Source organism: Oligoflexus sp. (genome assembly GCF_035638955.1).
GTDB lineage: Bacteria > Bdellovibrionota_B > Oligoflexia > Oligoflexales > Oligoflexaceae > Oligoflexus.
Genome location: NZ_DASQYZ010000470.1, coordinates 1 through 3,432 on the forward strand (window position 1 = coordinate 1; position 3,432 = coordinate 3,432).

Consider the following 3,432-nt stretch of genomic DNA (forward strand, 5'->3'; position numbering starts at 1 on the left):
GCCGGCATTGAGATGATGGCCATGATCAAAAAAGGCCAGCTTGATATCCCGGGCTCCACTCCATTCGAGCAATTTTACGCCCTCGCAGGATAATTGCGTCCGGGGAATGATCCCTTCAGAAACTCACTTCGACCTTGGAAAGGTTTGCGACAGAGCCCAAAAAAGCCCAACTAAAAAATCTCACGCGCCTTTATTCCTTGATTGGTGATAGGGACTTATTACGAGGAAACCGTGGTCGATGAGGACGAGTAAACGTCCCACCCAACCCCTAGGGACTTCTGCAGATGCGCTCCAAGGGATAAGGGGTCCCACGGTCCGTGGGGCAGTTGCTGGGCGTTTTCTGAACCGTCGTTCCCAAGGGGATACGAAACGCGAAAAGGCTTTGCAGAGGAAGCCCCTTCAGCGGTGCGAGGTCCTGAACCTGAGTCCCAGTGATATCGAGTTTTTGCAGGCTTTTCATGGTTCCCAAGGGTTTGATGTCGAGCAGAGGGTTGCTGTTCGCGATCAGTTCAACCAGGGGAAGGCTGGCGACCGCAGTAACGTCGGCCAGGCGGTTGCTGGATATGTCCAGGCTTTCCAGGGCGGTAAAAAGTTCGATACCCTTGAGGTCCTGAAGACCGGATGCCGAAAACCGCAGGTATTTGATGCGCTGTGGCGCGGCGATCTGGCCAAGGATTGAAGGTGGCAGACCACTGAGATCGATCACTTTCAGGTTCGGAAGGCTATTCAGAGGGCTTAGATCGGTGACCGATGTACCGCCGAGGTCAACTTCGGTCAATTTCGTCAGTTTTCTGAGAACCTCCACGGAGTCCATCGGATTTGATGCCAATGTCAGCTTTGTGATCTCTGGAGAATTCGCCAGGAACGCGAAGTCGGAAAGGTTGCATCGATTGCATCGAAACACGTTAAGGCTAGGCAAGGAGCCGAGACCATTGAGATTGGTCAGCGCAGTGGCTCCCCCCAGATCCAGTTCACGGAGCTGGGTGAAACGAGCCAGGGTCGACACATCGGACATGGAGCCGTTAAAAATATTCAGAAACTCCATTTGAGTCGAATCGCCCAGGACGGTCAGATCGGAGAATCGAAATTCGTCGATGAAGACCCGCTTTAGCGTCGTGATGCCCTTGAGCGGTGAGAAGTCGATGGACGCCGCATCCGAATTCGACCGAAAACTCAGCTGCTCGAGCTTTTTCAGGCCCCTGAGCGGGCTCAGATCGCTCGCATCCACGGGCAGCATGCCGAGATTAAGTAATTCTGGGATATTGCCTAAAGGTGTAAGATTGATTACAGGGACCGAATCCAGGCTAATCGACCGCAAGGACTGGCGTTGGGCCAGGACGTTGATATCGGTCAGGGGGTTGTAGCTCAAATTAAGCGTGATGATGTTCTGGGGCAACGAAATGGTATTGAGATCTTGAATTTTGCAATCGCTCAGATCAAGCGTGCGAACTGGACTTGAGGAAAGATTGATGCCCTTACTCAAGTCCGAGGATGGAAGACCAAGATAACTGAGCTTGTTCAGTGTGTTCAAGATTCCGTAGTCCAGAATGGGGTTGTTTCCAAGGCTCAGAGACTCGAGGTCGAGTTTCTTGAGGGGGGCGATGTCAACAATCTGATTGTTATTGGCTTCGAGTTTCCGAAGATAGCTGAACGTCAGGGGCGTAAGGTCACTCACCTTATTGGCGAAAATATCCAGGCTGATGACATTGGGCGGCAACCCTTTCAGTGGACTCAAGTCCACCAATTCACGAGAGGCGAGACTGAGCTCAGTGACCTTCCTAAGGCGTTGCGAGGCTTCTTCACAGACTTTGGTATCAACAGCCTCCAGCATTGCGAAGACGGTCTTCTGAACGTCGGCAGAGGTTTTGCCCTGAAGGCTTTCAGGGCACAAAGAATCAAAGGCGAACTTAAGTTCGATCGCCTGCGACGGTACGCTTTTGACTTGATCCGCTTCGCTTTCGACATTCTTTGATGCCGACGGCAGCCGCGCTTTGCCCCTGATGGACACGTTTTGCTTGGGAAGGCCGTCGACGCAGCCGACGGCGGCGGCCACCAATAGGATTGCGATGAAACTTCCGAGATTTTTCATTTTAACGGGCTCGCAATGACATCGGTTGGGGCCGATGGGTTGATGCTCTTGGCTCCTTTTTCCATAAAACTCGTGTTGATGTAGCTTTGGAACTTGCCATTAAGGTCTGTGACGTTCATTTTTATGATGAATGCGGCAAGGACATCGGCAAAGCTCACGGAGAAGCCCGAGAAGGAGAAATAGACATCGTAGTCCAGACTCGGATTATTTGCTGCGTTGAACAGAGATACGGTGGTCCCTATAGAAATTTTGGAACCGTCATAAGCCCAGTCTATGTTTGCAGCAATCGATCGGACCTCGACCCGAGCATTTGTGGTTTCATCATACAAAGCGCATCCTATCGTGCTGGCCCCATCGGCGTCAAAAGGCACGTTGACCTCACTACAGTATAGATATGTGCCAACAATATTTGCCGGAGGATCGACGCGTTCATCCTCGGGATCGCCTCCTGTGGGGCGGTCGATTGAATTCAAGCTGCCCTTGTTTACGACCTCTCCCGACAAATCCTTCTTGTCCTGGCATGAAGCCAGCAGAATGACCGTGGCTATGCCCAACCCTAGGTTGTGACTCGAGGTAAGTTTCATGATGGTCCCCATGGTTCAAGTCCACTATCGGAAATTTTGGCAAATATCGTTAATATTTTCGATTGTCCTGGTGGTCCTCGACGCTTATTCGGTTCGAATGCTCCGCTCTTTGAAGGCGCCTGCGGTCATTCTGTGAATTTCCCTACTTGAAGTCATACTTTGACACGATAAGGCACGATACTCTTCTCACGAAAATATCGGTTGTGTTGCGTTTGCAGACGCTGAGCGCGGGGAAGCACGGATTGGCGAACGATCATGCCGCGACGGAATGGAAGATCTCAGCAGAGGTATTGCCCTCTGCTCTGACCTGCCGTTTTCTAATTATTCTCATCGACTCAAAGCCACCAATTGTAATCCTTGCCGTTCGAAATCTCCCAAAGCCCAAGGTGGCTCTGCATAGCTGCTTGATGGGCCTATGGTCCTGCTCGATAATGTTGTTCAAATATTTGTTGACGAATTTCGATATCGGCTCCAGCGTCGCCATTATAGTCATTGATGGCAGATGTGTTGGCTCCGCTTTTGTCGATAGTGATTTTTATCGGTTCACCGTTTGACTTGATTGCCTTGCACAGGAAGCGCTTTGCAGCTTTTCCATTCCGCTTTGCCGTGAGCAGATAGTCCCAGGGCCCCGGAAAGAATGCCTACGAATTGATCCAGTCGGCTATGAGTGGGCTTCATTTGATTGTAATGCCGTTGAAATTCGGGCTGGAGGGCAGAGCCAGTGTTTAATTCCTTCGCTTTTTCGCAGAAAGTTCATTT

At 51.1% G+C, this 3,432-nt stretch carries 4 protein-coding genes; all 4 read right to left on the reverse strand.

The features are described 5' to 3' along the window. Positions 1-268: 268 nt before the first annotated feature. Entirely contained in the window at positions 269-2,089 is a 1,821-nt protein-coding gene (locus tag VE954_RS38410; RefSeq protein WP_324963166.1) for a hypothetical protein, read from the reverse strand. After that, positions 2,086-2,673 (reverse strand): hypothetical protein, encoded by a 588-nt coding sequence (locus tag VE954_RS38415; RefSeq protein ID WP_324963168.1) that lies wholly within the window; start codon positions 2,671-2,673, stop codon positions 2,086-2,088. Before VE954_RS38415 ends, VE954_RS38410 begins: the two co-directional genes overlap by 4 nt. Positions 2,674-2,926: 253 nt before the next feature. Then, the gene (locus tag VE954_RS44610) at positions 2,927-3,166 is read right to left on the reverse strand and encodes a DDE-type integrase/transposase/recombinase (protein ID WP_414699071.1); all 240 of its coding nucleotides are present in this window, start codon (positions 3,164-3,166) and stop codon (positions 2,927-2,929) included. After that, the gene (locus VE954_RS44615) at positions 3,087-3,287 is read right to left on the reverse strand and encodes a DDE-type integrase/transposase/recombinase (protein ID WP_414699072.1); all 201 of its coding nucleotides are present in this window, start codon (positions 3,285-3,287) and stop codon (positions 3,087-3,089) included. Before VE954_RS44615 ends, VE954_RS44610 begins: the two co-directional genes overlap by 80 nt. Positions 3,288-3,432 lie beyond the last annotated feature (145 nt).